The 14,357-nt window shown below is 62.1% G+C and carries 12 protein-coding genes and 1 pseudogene; 4 read left to right on the top strand and 9 right to left on the bottom strand.

The window, feature by feature from the left end; all coding sequences use genetic code 11:
* Nucleotides 1-403: 403 nt before the first annotated feature.
* Nucleotides 404-1,021: a DUF3304 domain-containing protein gene (locus BCEP18194_RS40665; protein ID WP_011356706.1), complete on the bottom strand. Its 618-nt coding sequence runs from the start codon at nt 1,019-1,021 to the stop codon at nt 404-406.
* Nucleotides 1,022-1,040: 19 nt separating this feature from the next.
* A complete protein-coding gene (locus tag BCEP18194_RS38270; protein WP_041493428.1) occupies nt 1,041-1,268 on the bottom strand; it encodes a hypothetical protein in 228 nt (75 codons plus the stop codon).
* Nucleotides 1,269-1,699: 431 nt separating this feature from the next.
* On the opposite strand from BCEP18194_RS38270, the gene BCEP18194_RS38265 reads away from it, so the two are divergent.
* Nucleotides 1,700-2,824, top strand: coding sequence for a porin (locus BCEP18194_RS38265; protein ID WP_011356704.1), 1,125 nt, complete (start codon nt 1,700-1,702; stop codon nt 2,822-2,824).
* Nucleotides 2,825-4,396: 1,572 nt separating this feature from the next.
* Here the strand turns inward: BCEP18194_RS38265 and BCEP18194_RS38260 are convergent.
* From BCEP18194_RS38260 to BCEP18194_RS38240, 5 genes and pseudogenes are all read right to left on the bottom strand, one after another.
* Nucleotides 4,397-4,861 (bottom strand): glycine zipper domain-containing protein, encoded by a 465-nt coding sequence (locus BCEP18194_RS38260; RefSeq protein ID WP_011356702.1) that lies wholly within the window; start codon nt 4,859-4,861, stop codon nt 4,397-4,399.
* A 578-nt stretch (nt 4,862-5,439) separates the two neighbouring features.
* A pseudogene (locus BCEP18194_RS38255) lies at nt 5,440-5,991 on the bottom strand (LysR family transcriptional regulator); the annotation flags it as partial.
* A 14-nt stretch (nt 5,992-6,005) separates the two neighbouring features.
* Nucleotides 6,006-6,512, bottom strand: a complete 507-nt coding sequence (locus BCEP18194_RS38250) for a disulfide bond formation protein B (protein WP_011356700.1) — start codon at nt 6,510-6,512, stop codon at nt 6,006-6,008.
* Complete coding sequence (locus BCEP18194_RS38245; RefSeq protein ID WP_041493427.1) at nt 6,509-6,736, bottom strand: hypothetical protein; 228 nt, start codon at nt 6,734-6,736, stop codon at nt 6,509-6,511. Before BCEP18194_RS38245 ends, BCEP18194_RS38250 begins: the two co-directional genes overlap by 4 nt.
* A gap of 36 nt (nt 6,737-6,772) precedes the next feature.
* Nucleotides 6,773-7,999, bottom strand: coding sequence for an MFS transporter (locus BCEP18194_RS38240; protein WP_011356699.1), 1,227 nt, complete (start codon nt 7,997-7,999; stop codon nt 6,773-6,775).
* A gap of 451 nt (nt 8,000-8,450) precedes the next feature.
* Here BCEP18194_RS38240 and BCEP18194_RS38235 point away from each other — a divergent pair, with 451 nt between their 5' ends.
* On the top strand, nt 8,451-8,837 hold the full coding sequence (locus BCEP18194_RS38235) for a nuclear transport factor 2 family protein (RefSeq protein ID WP_041493426.1): 387 nt from the start codon (nt 8,451-8,453) through the stop codon (nt 8,835-8,837).
* Between the two features lie 73 nt (nt 8,838-8,910).
* On the opposite strand, the gene BCEP18194_RS38230 is transcribed toward BCEP18194_RS38235, so the two are convergent.
* Nucleotides 8,911-9,945, bottom strand: coding sequence for a helix-turn-helix domain-containing protein (locus tag BCEP18194_RS38230; RefSeq protein WP_011356697.1), 1,035 nt, complete (start codon nt 9,943-9,945; stop codon nt 8,911-8,913).
* Nucleotides 9,946-10,863: 918 nt separating this feature from the next.
* Here BCEP18194_RS38230 and BCEP18194_RS38225 point away from each other — a divergent pair.
* Nucleotides 10,864-12,042, top strand: a complete 1,179-nt coding sequence (locus tag BCEP18194_RS38225; protein WP_011356695.1) for an OmpP1/FadL family transporter — start codon at nt 10,864-10,866, stop codon at nt 12,040-12,042.
* A gap of 95 nt (nt 12,043-12,137) precedes the next feature.
* Here BCEP18194_RS38225 and BCEP18194_RS38220 read toward each other — a convergent pair whose 3' ends face one another.
* On the bottom strand, nt 12,138-12,953 hold the full coding sequence (locus tag BCEP18194_RS38220) for a TetR/AcrR family transcriptional regulator (protein ID WP_157687437.1): 816 nt from the start codon (nt 12,951-12,953) through the stop codon (nt 12,138-12,140).
* Nucleotides 12,954-13,084: 131 nt separating this feature from the next.
* On the opposite strand from BCEP18194_RS38220, the gene BCEP18194_RS38215 reads away from it, so the two are divergent.
* Complete coding sequence (locus BCEP18194_RS38215; RefSeq protein ID WP_011356693.1) at nt 13,085-14,338, top strand: hypothetical protein; 1,254 nt, start codon at nt 13,085-13,087, stop codon at nt 14,336-14,338.
* Nucleotides 14,339-14,357: the final 19 nt, after the last annotated feature.

Here is a 14,357-nt window from a genome sequence, read left to right as displayed (position 1 = left end):
GACCGAGGTCTCAGTCGAATATAGGCACGCGCTCCCCGTGGTTGGGGCAACGGGGCTGATCGAATTGCAACGACAGTTTGGCGTCTCCAGCCCGCGATCAGCGGGACAACTCACTTTCGTACCGTTCGATGGTGTCTACGCAATATGCCATGAGCAGTTGCCCGCGCTCGACCGAACCCAGCAGTTGTCCGACCTCGAGCAACGTTGCTATGTGTGTGATCGAGCGAGTCGCGGAATGGATGGGTGGGCAAGTCGTTATTGTTCGTGCCGTCGACGAACAGCGTGATATGGAACGTTGGGGGCCGGACATCAACGTATCGCACACCAGCGCACGCCCCTTCCGCAACGCCGTGACGCTGCCCGCCACACGTCCCCCGAGGCATCGGGTTGGCCCATTTGAGGCTCATTGTGCGCTTCCTCCGTCACGGTATAACCGATTCCATTCCTGATCCACCACACCGTGCGCGATGTACGGATCGTTGTCTTGGGGGCGTATGCCAGGATCGTTAGCGTCGCCTTTCTGGCCGTCGGCCACCATGATGCGAACCCGGTCATCAGGCAGGAAGACGGCCCACAATCCACCCATGACCTGCCCATACTTTGGTATCCGAATGTTTTCGGCCTTGTACCAACTCGTCGTTTGATCCTGTTTCCTGTAAACCAGCCAACGGACCGTCAGCCTCAGATCCGGCTGCCAGACACGAGGGACGTTGCTGCAGCAAGTTTCTTTGCCACCGCCAGAGGGTTTTCCGTCCGGTCCCGCCGGCCATACATTAGGGCCACCGCCAGCCACCCCAGATCCGTCAGGCCCCTCGATCCCCCACTGATGGATATACCAAGGGGAATAGTTCAGGGTCGAGGCGCCAACAGCCAGTGTGTCGTAATGCTTCGACAGGTTCGACAAGTCGAGTTGTTGCGCCACGGGGCCGGGATGCTTGTCGCATGCGCCGAGGCCAAACACGGCCACGAGGGCGACGGTCTGGATCGTACGTCGCGCGTAACGGGAAAGTCTTTCTGTCATCGTGAATAGGGTCTACGGTTTAACGGGGCACCAGGGCTGCTCTACCCCGGGCCGCCTTCAGCATGCATTCGACACAGATCTTCTTCTGCGACAGATCAACCATTTGCTCCTTCGGACCCGGCAGGTCGGGGGGCGCGGCAAATGCAGCAAATTTGCCAGTCGTGTCGCTCACCACGCTGCTCGCGTCCATGTTCAAGAAGCTGCCGTTGACCTCGTCGCGGAATTTGTGTGCGCGCAGCAGGATCACGTCAATCGAGACTATGGATCAACCGTTGCCCAGGGAGTACATCGGGACGAAGCCGGTCAAGCTCGGCGTGAGCCAGCGACCTGATGTGTTCGAGAATTGTTGAGATTGTGTGGCGTAGTTTTTTGGCTACTGTCAAGACGTGTTTATAAGAAAATCGCGGCAAAGATACCGTATGAGTATTCGCGGTGGCACGCAATAAAATCATTTGATAACAGTGGCTTACGTATTTCTAAGCGCTTTCTGTTGCGAAAAGAGAAATACACAATTTCTGTTTCGTTGTGGGGTTGGCTGCTTTCACCGCTCTTACACTCGCGATTCCCAAACGGGCATCTATCCGGGCATGACCAACAGAACAAGGTCCTCCGGGCGGTTGCAGACCGTTTATGAACAAGGTCGCGAGACCTGCCTCTTTTTAGAAGGGAGCTCCACGAATGAACAAGACTCTGATCGTCGCAGCCGCTGCGGCATCGTTCGCTACCGTCGCTCACGCGCAAAGCAGCGTCACGCTGTACGGCGTGCTGGACGCAGGCATCACCTACCAAAGCAACGTCCAGACCGCATCCGGCCAAGGCAAGTCGCGCTTTTCGATGGGTTCGGGCATTGACCAGAGCCGTTTCGGCCTGCGTGGCTCGGAAGATCTCGGTGGCGGCCTGAAGGCAATCTTCACGTTGGAAAGCGGCTTCAACATCGGTAACGGCAAGTTCGCGAACGGCAACGGCGGCATGTTCAACCGCCAGGCTTTCGTCGGCCTGTCGAGCCAGTACGGCACGGTCACGCTGGGTAAGCAATACGATGCGACGCAAGACTACCTGGCGCCGCTGACGGCAACGGGCTCGTGGGGCGGCACGTACTTCGCGCACCCGCTGAACAATGACCGCCTGAGCACGAACGGCGACGTCGCGCTGAACAACACGATCAAGTACACGAGCGTGAACTACGCTGGCCTGCAGTTCGGTGGCACGTACTCGTTCTCGAACAGCACGAACTTTGCCAACAACCGTGCATACAGCGCCGGCCTGTCGTACCAGTACCAAGGCCTGAAGCTGGGTGCAGCGTACTCGCAAGCGAACAACGCCGGCCTGTCCACGTCGGGTGCGGTGAACCCGAGCGTCGATACGAACGGCAACGCATTCGGCATTCAGGGCCGCACGCGTACGTATGGTATTGCAGCAGCCTATGCATTCGGTCCGGCTCAAGTCGGCGCGGCATGGACGCAATCGCGTCTCGACAACCAGACGAACGGCCTGGGTACGCTGCGCGCTGACAACTACGAAATCAACGCGAAGTACAACCTGACGCCGGCTCTCGGCTTGGGCGCTGCCTATACGTACACGAACGCGAAGCAGAACGGCAACAGCACGCACTGGAATCAGTTCGGCGTGCAAGCTGATTACTTCCTGTCGAAGCGTACGGACGTCTACGCTCAGGCGGTGTACCAGCGTGGTACGAAGGGCGCCGGTCTGGGGGCATCGATCTACAACGGCGACATCAACGCGTACCCGAGCTCGAAGGTCAGCCAAACCGCCGCAACGGTCGGTCTGCGTCACCGCTTCTAAGCGTGACGGCTGGCTAGTCAGTTCCGAAAAAGCGCCTTCGGGCGCTTTTTTTGATGCGTGAATTCAAGGCTGCAAAATTATAAGTATTGCGAAGCGATGGCGAATTGTCGAATTTGATGATCGGCTTTCGTAAGCGCTGTCGGTAGTGTGCGCCCGTGTGGATGCGAACTCTGCTGTTCGCAGTGCCTCATGTAAAAGATGGTGGGGCTTGAATTTCTCGCAGCGTTTTGGGTGACTTGTGTCGCTGTTGATTCAGGCGCTCATGCGGCGGGATCGTGACGGCGAAGTGAGGGAGCATGCTTGAGAGGTTGCGACAGTGCGCTGCTAAATATGGTTGGCAATGTTTGTCGAGCGAGTGGATGGGTGTCAATTCACGTCATCAGTTCGCTTGTGCTCGTGGGCACGCTTTTGAGCGTGTGGCCTTGACCTTGCTTTATCGAAATGGCGGTGCACCGGTATGCGTGTTCTGTCAGCAAGAAGATATACGTGATAGATGGTTGGGGAAGTTGGCAGAACGAGGGGGGACGCTTTTGAGTGGCCCGTTCATTGGGCTATTTGCACGCTACCAAATTCGTTGCGCAGAGGGGCACGAGTGGAGCGTGGAGGGAAGGAAGATCAGTGAGGGGCGTTGGTGTCCGATCTGCGCGCATGGTGACGCGACGCGGCGAAGCTGTTGCTCGGATGGTTTAGCCCGGCTTCACGCGAAAGCACGAGAGAGAGGCGGAAAATGTCTTTCAACCAGCTATACGATCGAAAGCCGTCTATATGGATTTGAATGTGCAAAGGGGCATCGCTGGGAAGCTCGGGCCAACGACATCTTCCGCGGAACCTGGTGTGGTCGTTGCGCAAAATCAACATCCTCCAGGCAGGTTGATCCCAATGGATTGGCACGTCTGCAGGCGGCCGCCCGAGAGAAGGATGGAGTCTGTTTGGCAGAGGCTTATGTGGGGTCAGCCGAAAAATACCCCTTCCGTTGCGCAGTGGGTCACGAATGGTTGGCAATAGCGAGTCAAGTGTGGCTCGGACACTGGTGTCGGCAATGTGCAGGCCTCAAATTGCGTCAATCAATCGATGACATGCGAGGGCTTGCGACCGCTCGTGGTGGGCTGTGTTTATCAGCAGCGTATCAGGGGAGGCGGACCAAGTTGACTTGGCAATGCCATCGCGGTCACGTCTGGGAGTCTCGGCCAATCAACATAAGTGCGGGAACATGGTGCCCGCAATGTGCGATTACTAACCGCACTCGCCGTAGAGATAATTGAGCGCGATACCAGCCCTAAAGATTCAGGATGTGCGTATCTCGTTTGGAAGCAGTACAGATCTCGCACCGCCAGCCGCTACCGTGAAGTGCAGACGCGTCGACCGGACGGTTCCCTGCGCGACGCTCATCACCCCATGCAAGGCACTCATTGGCGGCGTAACTGCGTCCGCGATCAAACTGCTAATTTGCGGCGTACAGGTTGTGCCGTCGACGATCGGGCCGACTACAGCGAAATTGCGCCGAGTGACGTGACGGGCGGAACGCGCATGTCATTTCATCGCATGCGCGTTCGCCAGGCGCCAGCGAATCGCTCAGTAAGCGTTGTTGTCGTAGTACGCCTCGTCGTAGCGATGCTTGTGGCGACGCATCCTGCGCATGTTGTCGCGGTCCCGTGCATCATCGCGCTCCCGCGCGTTGCGGCCGAGGTTGCCCCCCAGTGCCGCGCCGCCGCCACCGCCGAGCGCCGCACCCAGGAGCCCGCCGTTGCGGCCACCCATCGCATGGCCGGCCGCGGTGCCCGCGCCGCCGCCGAGGGCGCCGCCAATGATTGCGCCCTCGCGCTCGTCGCGGTTCGCCGCGATCGCGCCGCCGGCGCCACCACCGATCGCGCCGCCCACCACTGCGCCGGTGCGGCCGCCCAGTGCATCGCCGACAGTTGCGCCGGCGATACCGCCCAGCGCACCGCCGAGCGCGTTGTCCCAATTGTCGGCCGTGGCCGGCAGTGAAATCACCACAGCCGCGGTGACGATGAATGCGGAGGCGATCTTCTTCAACATGCGAATGCTCTTCCTTGTGCTCAATCTGAAGTCCGGTTTCTTGCGTTGCCGCCAATTCGTTTTAACGAGTCGTTTCAACGAAAGGCCGGCGAAAGATAGCACTCCGATCAAACCAGGGGTCGCCATTGTCGTAACAGATTGTGTGTGCACGGAAAGCTCGCCCGGCGTCGCTGATTTTTTATCTCGACTCCATTATTTCTCCATCGAACGGCACAAGAACGTCCATCGACTTCAAGCTCTTGTGGCCAGCCGTTCTCCGACAACCCGCAGAAGCGTAGTTGACCGCCGGCTCGGCAACTGGGTGACGCGACGCAACTCCAGTTTTGAAAGCTCGGCAAACCAGGGGCATCCATGCATGCCCCACGGAAGACGAGCGGGCTCTCAAGCGCGCAGCGACGGCGTAAGCGCCAGCGCGGTTTCAAGCACGGCCCGCCCGAACGTGCGGGCGTACGCCGCGACATCGGCGTCGTCGCGTGGGCGGTCAGCGCTCTCCTTGAACGGCAACTCGATGGTCAGCGCCAGCGCGTCGAATTGCTCCGCGACCCACGGGATGCACTTCTTTGGGCTCGCGTGGTAAGGGCGTTCGACGCGGCAGCCGGAATCGCGAGCACGAGTGGCTCGCTCACGACCGGCAGATACGAAAGTTCGGCCGCGTAACTTGGGCGGTACTGGCGGGACGATCAGGCCCGCGTCGATGTGGCCGGCGGCCAGCGCATCGATTTGCACGTCGCTTGTCGCTTCGGTAAGTTGCAGCCGCACCAGCGGATAACGGGCACCGAACTCGCGTAGCAGCGACGGCAGGAGCCCGTAGTCGGAAATCGACACGAATGCGAATGACAGTTTCCCGGTTTCGCCGCGCGCGAGACTCTGCGCGAGCCGGGGAAGCGCCTCAGCCTCGGCGAGCAGTTTGCACACTTCGGGGAGCAATGCCTCGCCGACCGGGGTGAGCGCAACGTCCGGTTCGTGCGCGCGAACAAGACTACGCCGAGCTCCCGCTCCAGGGAACGGATCGCTTGCGAGAGCGGGGGGGGGGTAATTGAAAGGCGCACGGCAGCCCGGCCGAAGTGTCGCTCCTCGGCAACGGCCACGAAGTAGTATCGGGCAAGTCCTCGATCACCGCGCGTCTGCACGTCAGCGGGAGGAATCAGGCGGTGCGGATGACCGCTTGCGCGCGTATCCGCCAGCCGAGCGCTACCGCAATCGCGGAAAATCCCACCAGCGCCCACATCGGCAATGACAGCCCGAGAATCGGGGGATACAGCGTTTCGCACAACCCGCCCACCTTGAAGACCGGCGGCAGCCAGTGCGCCGGCGGCAGGCTGTCGATCACCGGCTGCAATGCATCAAAGCCGCAACTGAAGCCCGGGTGAGCTTGCACGTAGATGTGCCGTACGGCGACCGCCGCGCCGGCCAGTGCCGTAGTCAACGAAAGGACACGCAGCAGCGCGACGCGGCGTCCGCCCGCTGCCGCCACGAATGTGAATAGTGCGATCAGCAGAAACAGGTAGCGCTGGATGATGCACAGCGGGCATGGATCCTCCTGCCACGCCAGCTGGATCCACAGTGCGCCGGCGACGAGTTCGAAGCTGGCCACGCCGATCGCCAGCAGCGTCCACCGTTCCGCGCGCGTGGCGCCGATCGGGGCGCTCATCGCACTGCTCCGAGTGTGCTGACTCGCGCCGCGCACGCGCCGGATGCCGCATCGACCTGGAGCCGGAACGGATAGCGTGAGCGGAGCGCACCGATCGGCTGCGACGCGTCGTCGTCGACGGTATTGACCGTACCGGAGTGCGCGACGACGATCGCCGGTTCGCCCTCGAAACGCTGCAGAACCGCTTCGATGCCGTTGAGGCCGTGTGAGAGTTTGGCGTCCATGCTGTCAGTGGGGTGGGTGGAGGAAAGAAACGGACATCACGCACGCGGGCGCAACGTCGCATACCAGAACAGCAGCGCGATCGCGCTGAACGCGGCGCCGAGCGTACAGACGCCGGCCCAGCCGACGCGCGCATACACGGCGGTCGATGCGATCGAGCCACACGCGCAGCCGGCGGCGTAGAACAGCATGTAGCCGGCCGTCAGGCGGCTGCGCGCGTCGGGGCGCATGCCGTAGATCAGGCTCTGGTTGGTCACGTGCACCGCTTGCAGGCCGAGGTCGAACGCGACCACGCCCACGACGAGCGCCACGAGCGAATGCCTCATGAGCGCGGTGGGCAGCCATGACACGAGCATCAGCACGAGCCCGACCCCGGACGTCCATTGCGCAAAGCCACGATCGGCGAGACGGCCGGCGCGTGCGGCGCCGAGCGCGCCGGCCGCACCTGCGAGCCCGAACAGCCCGATCTCCGTGTGGGACAGCGACAGCGGCGGTGCGCTGAGCGGCAGCACCATCGGCGTCCAGAGCGTCATCGCGGCCGCGAAATGCAGGAAGGCGATAAAGGCACGCACACGTAGCACGCGCTCCTGCACGAAGAGGGCGAATACCGACGCGATCAGCCGCGGATACGGTTCGGCGACACCCGGAAGACGATGGTGCGGGAGGACGCGCGACAGGACGACGGCGAGCAGCAGCATGACGCTGGCCGACGTGAAATACACCGCGCGCCATCCCGCGAGGTCGGCGATCGCACCCGAGAACGTGCGCGCGAGCAGGATGCCGAGCACGATGCCGCTCGTCACGGTGCCGACGACCTGCCCGCGTTCCGCCGGTTCGGCGAGCCCGGCCGCGAACGACACGAGCACCTGGGTGACGACGCTCAGAAAGCCGATCAGCGCCATGCCGGCGAACAGCACGGATGCGCGCGTGGCGGTGGCGATCGACAGCAGCGCGAGCGCGCAGGCGACCGACTGGATCAGGATCATCCGGCGCCGATCCCACAGATCGCCGAGCGGAACGAGGAGCAGGAGGCCGAGCCCGTAACAGATGCTCGTGATCGTCATGACGCCGCCGATGGCGGCGCGTGAGATGTCGAACTGGTGCGCGAGTGTGTCGAGCAACGGCTGCGCGTAGTAGACGTTGGCGACGGCGAATCCCGCCATCGTCGCGAACAGCAGCGTGACGGGACGCGTCAGCGTGGCGTGGGCGGGTGCCGCGTGGGTCTGCGGCGCGTGCTGTAGCGGAGACAGTTGTTCGACGCTCATGATGGTGACGGGTAGCGAACCGGCATGAAGACAGCAGGCGGGGCGGCGCACGCGGATCGCGCGGCCCGCCCCGGGCAACGGCAACGCACGTGAGGTGGCCCGCGCCGTGAAGTCGGCGATGGAGGGAAATGTACCGAACGCGAGGCGCGACGGTTAGCCGGTGCGTCTTAATGGATTGACAGTGCGTCCCACCTGCGCGGCGCGCGGCGCGGACGAATGCACAGAAACGGATCGTCGGTTGGTTGGGACAAAACCGCTAACGGTTGCGGCCGCACTGTTCATACGATCACATGCAGCCGGCACCCGCCTGTCGACGCGGCCCGCCGGGCGCATCTCGACGGCGAGTTCGCGCTGCGCGAATCCTGGCCGGCGACACGACGACATTCCGGCGTCGCGGTGGGCGCCAGTCTCGGCAATCCCGCTTTGCCGTTCACCATTCATGGAGGTGCGTATGGCACTCAATCCGCTGCAACAGCTCTTCTCGAAAGTCGGCGCCGGTGACGTACCGGGCGCGCTCGAGGTCATCGACGACGCGACGGTGTTCGAGCCGCAGGGCCCCGAGAGCCTGCCGATCTATGGGCGCTTCGTCGGCAAGGCCGGTGTCGAACGCCTGCTCGGCACGCTGGTCGAGCAGTTCGAGACCGAGCAGTTCGAGATCCGCAAATGGGCCGAAGCCGACGACACCGTGTTCGCATACGGCTACATGCAACATCGTGTGCGCAAGACGGGCCGGACCTTCAAGAGCGAATTCGCCGTCGTTGCACGCATCGAGGGCAACGTGATCCGCCACTACCGGATCTTCGAGGACACGGCTGCGGCCGTGGAAGCGTTCGCCTGATCGCCCGGCAGGAGGCGCGTACGGCCCGGTGCACCGCACGCCGGGCTGTCGTGCGACGGATTCGCCACGCGGTTCAGCGAATCTGCGCGAGCCAGCCGCTGTAGTCGATATCCGTGTGTCGTTGCAAGCGATGCTGCGGGTTCCCCGCGACGATACGCGTCTCGCTCGGCGCGTGACCGAACTCCAGCTTGAACGCGCGGCTGAGCTGCGTGTTGCTGTTGAAGCCGTACCGGTACGCGAGATCGCCGATCCGGTGACGAGGGCTCTCGGGCGACATCAGCGCGCGGTGAATCGCGAGCAGGCGGCGCTTGCGGATGTAATTCGCGACACCGCCATCCTGCTCGAATAGCCGGTACAGACTCGAGCGCGAGATGCCGATTTCCTTGCAGATTCGATCCGGCGACAGGTCCGGTGATTCGAGGTTCTGCCGGATGTACGCCTTGATCTTCACGTACAGGGTCGACAGCAACTCGCTGCGTGCATTCGAGATCTCTTGGGCGGTCGGGCTGAGCATCGCTTTCACCAGGCTCAGCGTTGCCTGCTCGACATGCAGCGCTTCCGACTGCGACAGCGTGCCGATCTTGTCGAGCAGGCTCCTCAGAAAGCTGTCGAGGAGCTGGCTGATGCCGCCGTTGAAGAGGGTGCCGTGAACGCTCGACGGCAGGTTCGGCAGCATGTCGCGCGCGACCAGCAGCGTGATTGCGTCGCCTGCCTGGATTTCACGGTGATAAGGACGCGCCTGGTCGACGACGAGGATATCTCCGGGCTGGACGAACACCGGCCGTCCATCGATTTCCCCGTGCACGCTTCCCGCGTCCCGCAGGTTGAACGAATAGTTGTCCACTCCGTCTCGCCGAATGAACGCCGCCGAACGGTTGAGCGTATACGAGAGCGGCACAGCCGCGTTCCCCGGATGATGGTAGGTCCACTTGCCGATCGAGATGTTGCCAAGCGTGTAGCCGATAAACTGGTAGTCGATTATCGGGTCAATCGGCGCAGTTAAAGCAAACTCTGAAATCGAATACTGGGTCTGCCATGCGTTGAAACGTTCGGCAGGTGAATAATCCTGCAGGGAGAAACGGAAAGGCGGATGGGTCGAGCTGCTCATCTTGTGGCCCTCAATATCGCACTTTGGTTTGCTGAATTATAGAGGGGTTCATTAAAGGAGTGTGATGGGTGGTTGGTTATATAGATTTTCTTCTATCCATATAATTTCTTTGGGGGTTTTAATTGAAGCTGAATTAAGGGTTTTTGTGCTATTCGTAATGGGGTTCAATCGTATGAGATAGCTTGAAGAGCCGCCCTGGCCTTCGAGCGAGCCCGATGGTGAAAGCGCGATTACGATTTTTTGATCTTTATGAGCTATTGCGATTCGATGTTTCTTTCGATTGTCTTTCGTCGGATGCGTTGCGCACGTTGAAGAATCGTGGCAGTGGGCTTTCCGCTGTATCTCCGGACATGCGCCGGAACAAACTCTCTGATATTGAAAATCGCGTGCTCGATAGACGTCTGCAATCGGGCCATCTGCGAAAAATTTGCTTTCTCACATATGGATTCCCTTGTCGACTGCTGGAAGTGACGCAACCGGTCGAGGGACAAATATCGCATCCGCCTCCCTTCCGCCACTGTCGGTTCAGCATCGCTTGAATACGGCGGCCCACGCGCGTCGGTTCGCCAGAGGGCGAGTCATCCCGGACAACATGCGATGAGCGGGCCGGGTGGTTGACGGCCGGCCGCGCCGATTCCCTGCACGAATCCGGAACGGCGTAAGGGTTTGTGCCGACCTCGATAGTATTTGACACCCCTATCAATTCTGCTACATTTCGAGAAAATTGATACCCAGTCAAATTTCAGCGCAAGGGAGCGTGCCCCGATCGTGACGGCGTGAGGTTCGTCGCGTCCACGATCCGGCAGAGCAGAGGCATGACAACGAGATGAGCCCGCGGCGGTGCAATGGGCCATCCATTCAGTAGTGCTTGATATTGACCGAACCACAACAGAAACATATCGAGGTATGGAGACAAGGATGAGCAGTCTTGCACGACGGAATGTAGGTCTCGCGTTGTCGGCTACCGCACTGGCTGCGGCAACGAGCGCGTTTGCGACCGACGGCACGTATTTCACCGGGAACGGCGCGTCGTCGTCGGGCATGGGCGGGGCCGCGATTGCGTTTCCGCAGGATGTCGCGTCGGCGGTGGACAACCCTGCGGGGCTCGCGGAGCTGGGCTCGCGAGTCGATTTCTACATGGTGGCGTTACCGGTGTCCGCGAACTCGACGTTCGGTTCGCCGGACAATCACCTGTTTTCCCGCAAGATCGTCGTATCGCCGGGCTTCGGTTTCAACTACCAGATCGCGCCGCAGTGGACATTCGGCGTGGCCATGACGGGCGCGGGCGCCGCGTCGAATTACGGCCGGCCCGTCCTGCCCGTTCCTGGCGCCGGCAATGCGAAAGCGAGCCTCGTCATCGTCAATACCAGCCCGACGATTACGTACAAGCCGCGGTCCGATCTCTCGATCGGTGCGTCGCTGGTGGTGGGTGTCGAGCAGTTGCGCCTGAACGGCCTCGTCGCACCGGGCGCGGACGGTGCGCTGCAACCCGTGCCCAGTCACGGCAATGCCAATGCGCTGGGTATCGGTGCGGGCGTGGGTGTGCTCTGGACACCGGTGCCGATGGTGTCGGTCGGCGCCTCCTATTTCACGAAGACGTGGTTTACGCCGCTGTCGGGTTACAAGGACGATGTGCTCGCTTCCAGCGGAGGGCACATCGACAGCCCGGCGCGGTACGGCGCCGGCGTGGCGATTCGGCCGCTTCCCGGGTTGACGCTGGCGATGGACTATCTCCGGATCCAGTGGTCGGGGGCCGCGGGCTACAACAGCACGAACTCGTGGGGTTATCGCAGCCAGAACGTCGGCCGCATCGGCGTTTCCTACGAGATCAACCCGAAATGGACGGTGCGGGCCGGGTACAGCTTCGCGAACAACAACGTGGACTCCGACCATACGATCGCGAACATGTATGGCCCGGGCATCAGCTCGCGCGCCGTGACGCTCGGCGCGACCTACGCCATCGACAAGAACAACCTGGTGACCGCCGCTTTCGAGTACGACATCCCGACGACGATCATCGGCACCGGGCCGAGCCAGGGAACGAACATCCGGGCAAGTTACCAGGGATACACGATCGGCTACACGCACAAGTTCTGAGCCTCCGCGTCGACACCCGGCACCGCGTGTGACGGTGCGGGAGCAGACACGGGACGAGACGCCGGAGCCGGTTCGATCGGCCCGGCGTCTCGTCGTTACCGGCGTGCGTTGCGGGGCGCCCGGGATTCGCCCGCCGGCTTCGACAGCCACGTTTCGAATCCGTCCAGCATGAGCTTCAGGCCGGCGTCGAGCCGTTTCTCGCTGTCGATGTTCGCGAAGGGCTCGACGAGGAAGGCGGCGCCCGGAATGGTCGTCCGGTCGAACTGGGAGACGTGACGGACGATGAATTCCTTGTGTTCGCCAGGGGCCTGCCGGTTGGCGAATTCGACGCTGATGCTCGTCATGAACATCATCGTCAAGTCGTACGCGAGCGCCGCTTGCTCGGGCGCAAAGCCGGCGTGTTCGAGAATTCGCCCGAGGTGATCGAAGTACGCGAGGCCGTAATCCGTCTCGCCCGGCTGTACGCGCTGAAACAGCCTGAACCGGTTTTGCGTCGCGATGTAGTTCGCGATGCCCGGCCAGCGTGCGAGGACTTCCAGCGACGAACGGCAGACGCCTTCCAGGTCGACGCGCCAGTCGCCCGTCACGGCCGGAAGTGCGAGGACGCGCTCGTGGAAAGCCGTGTTCAGCACGGCGCTGAGCAAGTCGTCCTTGCTGCCGACGTAGTAGTGAACCAGCCCCGGCGCAACGCCCATTTCGCGCGCCACGCGAACCATCGACACGTCGAAGATCGATTCCTTCTGCGCGAGTTCGATTGCACTGCGGATGACGGCGTCGCGCGACAGCCCGGACCCCGGCGTGTCGCTTTTCGGGCGTCTGCCGGAGCGTCGCGGTGTGGACGGAACGGCTTCTTCTGGCGCGATTTTGGTTGATTTCATAGAGCAGGGTAAACGATAGCGCCCGGGCTGCACGCTTTAAATTGACACCGTCTCAACTCTAGCACTATTCTTAGCTCGTGGACATTTGAGGTGGTCTCAATTAATCTTAAATTGAGACTATCTCAAATAATATCGGATCATCGAAACAGGAAGACGGAGCGCCCATGAAACAGCAGGGTTCGAACGGAAAAGTCGCCGTGACCGCCGGGTTGCGGGGGGCGTCGTGGACGCCTGCGCGGATGCAGGTTCCCTATACCACGACGCCTTTTCCGTTGACGACGCAGGACGGGCAGGCGACGCTGGGCGTGCTGTTTTCCCGAGCGCCCGTACGGAAGGTCGTATTCATCATGCACCCCCGTGAATTCGTGATGACCCACTATCTGGTGCCTGAAGCGCTGGATGCCGGATGGGCCTGCTGGGTACAGGCGCCACGCTCGATCGGCAGCGATCTGCGCCTGGAGCACGAGATTGCGCTGCACGATGTCGCGGCGGGCATGCGCCAGCTTCGCGACCTGGGTTTCGAGACGATCGTGCTGGCTGGTAACTCGGGCGGTGCCGGGCTGTTCGCGTTCTACAACCAGCAATCGCAACGCCCTGCCGAGGAGCGCATCCGCCGTACGCCGGCGGGGCGTCCGACGGACCTCGACACCGCGGTCATGCCGGTCGCCGACGGCATCGCGTTCGTGTCGCCCCACCCGGGGCAAGGCGTGTTGCTGATGAATGCGCTGGATCCGTCGGTCACGGACGAGAGCGACCCGTTCTCGAGTGCTGCGGAGCTCGACCCGTTCAGCGCGGCAAACGGCTTTCGCCGGCCCCCCGAATCCTCCCGCTATACGCCCGAATTCATCGAGCGCTACCGGCGTGCGCAACGCGAGCGTGTCGCGCGGCTCGACCAACGCGCACGGGAACTGGTCGAGCGCCGGCAATCGGCGCGCACGCGACTGAAAGAGGCTCCCACGCGACCCGACAAGCAACTCGCGAGTCATGGCCCGATCCTGACGGTGTGGCGCACCGACGCCGATCTCCGCTGCTGGGACACGTCGCTCGAACCGTCAGATCGCCTGGTCGGCTCGCTGTGGGGCGCCGATCCGTCGGTATCCAACCTGGGCAGCGTCGGCTTCGGCCGGCTGGTCACGCCGGAATCGTGGCTGTCGACCTGGTCCGGCCTGTCGTCGAATGCATCGCTCGCGAAGTGCGCGCCGTCGATCGTGCAGCCGACCCTGTTGATCGAATACACCGGTGACAACTGCGTGTTCCCGGGTGACGTCGATGCGATGTTCGCGTCGTTCGCGACTGCCGACAAGGCGCGTCACCGTGTGCGTGGCAATCACCACGGATTGCCGCTGGACGACGGCGAAGTGTCGGGGCAGGTGTTGGCGGGCCAGCACCTGCAGGCCTGGCTCAACGCGAAGTTCTGACAAGACATTACAAAATCAT

Source organism: Burkholderia lata (assembly GCF_000012945.1).
Taxonomy (GTDB): Bacteria; Pseudomonadota; Gammaproteobacteria; order Burkholderiales; family Burkholderiaceae; genus Burkholderia; species Burkholderia lata.
The sequence above is the reverse complement of the archived record's forward strand: the minus strand, read 5'-3'. Positions and strand labels throughout refer to the sequence as shown.